Origin of the sequence: Streptomyces klenkii (assembly GCF_003626645.1) — a bacterium.
Lineage (GTDB): Bacteria > Actinomycetota > Actinomycetes > Streptomycetales > Streptomycetaceae > Streptomyces > Streptomyces klenkii.
This window is the reverse complement of sequence record NZ_RBAM01000134.1, coordinates 1-1,189: the sequence shown is the minus strand read 5'-3', so window position 1 is coordinate 1,189 and position 1,189 is coordinate 1. Positions and strand designations below refer to the sequence as shown.

Sequence of the window (1,189 nt, the reverse complement as noted above, 5' to 3'; positions counted from 1 at the left end):
GGGCGGGCGGCCCGCGGCGGGGCGGGGGCCGCGTCGGCCGTCTCAGTCACGGTCGAGCACCAGGTTGACCGCCCAGGAGACGATGGAGATGATCAGGCCGCCCCAGAAGGCCGCGCCGAATCCGTCGACGTTGAAGGCGTCGCCCGACAGGGCGGCGGTCAGCCCGAGCATCGCGGCGTTGATCACCAGCGTGAACAGGCCGAGCGTCAGGATCAGCAGGGGCAGGGAGAAGAACGAGACGATGGGCTTGACCACGACGTTGACCGCGCCGAAGATCAGCGCGACGACGCAGAGCGTGACGGCGCGGGCCCCGGTGTCCGCGTCCCCGTCGCCGAGGGTGATGCCGTCCACCACCCACACGGCGACCGCGAGGGCCACCGCGTTGGCGACGAACCGGAAGAAGAGACTAGACATACAGGTGATCGTTGCAGACGGGCCGGTCCGCGCAAGGGGATCGCGGCGGGAATCAGGGGAAAGCGGGGGACGGACCCGGTGAAGGCATTCCGGCTGGACGAACTGGAGGCGGAGCGCCTGGCGCACGACGGCGCCTACCTCCGGTTCCTTCGCGAACGCAATCTCTCGGCCGGTCTCTATGCGCTGGCCGCCGGGGAGCGGGACACCCAGCGCCCGCACCGCCAGGACGTCCTCAACTTCGTCGTCAGCGGCCGGGCCTCGGTCACGGTCGGGGACGAGACGACGACCGTGGCGCGCGGCAGCGTCGTCTTCGTCCCGGGCGGGGTCCCGGCGCGCTTCCACCACATCACCGAGGACCTGCGGGTCCTGGTCGTCTTCTCTCCGCCCGAGGGCTGAGCCCTTCCCGAGGGCCGGGCGGCCCTCCGCTCAGGGTCGGGATCAGGGAACGGTCAGGGGGAGACCGGGGGCGGCGGCCCTCCCGGGGCGGGCCCGGCGCGCTTAGCATCGAGTACGTGGCGGCGCGTCGAGGACGCGCGGTCCTTCGTGCGGAGCTAGGAGCCTGTGGCGATGAAGCGAGCCTTTATGACCCTGCCGTGGTGGGTGCGGTGGATCGCACTGCCCGCCATAGCCGTGGTCGTCCTGGGCACCCTGCTGGGGGGCCTGGTGGTGTGGCTGCTGCACCTGCTCTTCCGGCTGCTGCTGATAGCCGCGCTGGTGGCCGTGCTGATCTTCGTGGTCCGCAAGGTCACCTCCTCCTCGTCCTCCGGTGGCGGCG

The 1,189-nt window shown here is 71.3% G+C and carries 3 protein-coding genes; 2 read left to right on the top strand and 1 reads right to left on the bottom strand.

The window, feature by feature from the left end; genetic code table 11:
• Window positions 1-42: 42 nt before the first annotated feature.
• Window positions 43-414, bottom strand: coding sequence for a phage holin family protein (locus D7231_RS35215; RefSeq protein ID WP_120760450.1), 372 nt, complete (start codon window positions 412-414; stop codon window positions 43-45).
• Window positions 415-492: 78 nt separating this feature from the next.
• Here D7231_RS35215 and D7231_RS35210 point away from each other — a divergent pair, with 78 nt between their 5' ends.
• Window positions 493-810: a cupin domain-containing protein gene (locus D7231_RS35210; RefSeq protein WP_120760448.1), complete on the top strand. Its 318-nt coding sequence runs from the start codon at window positions 493-495 to the stop codon at window positions 808-810.
• A gap of 171 nt (window positions 811-981) precedes the next feature.
• On the top strand, window positions 982-1,189 hold a 208-nt coding region (locus D7231_RS35205), incomplete at its 3' end, for a DUF5326 family protein (protein ID WP_120760452.1).

Bases quoted from the DNA above. Each gene is read 5' to 3' on its own strand.
- D7231_RS35215 (WP_120760450.1), bottom strand. From the start codon at position 414: ATGTCTAGTCTCTTCTTCCGGTTCGTCGCCAACGCGGTGGCCCTCGCG.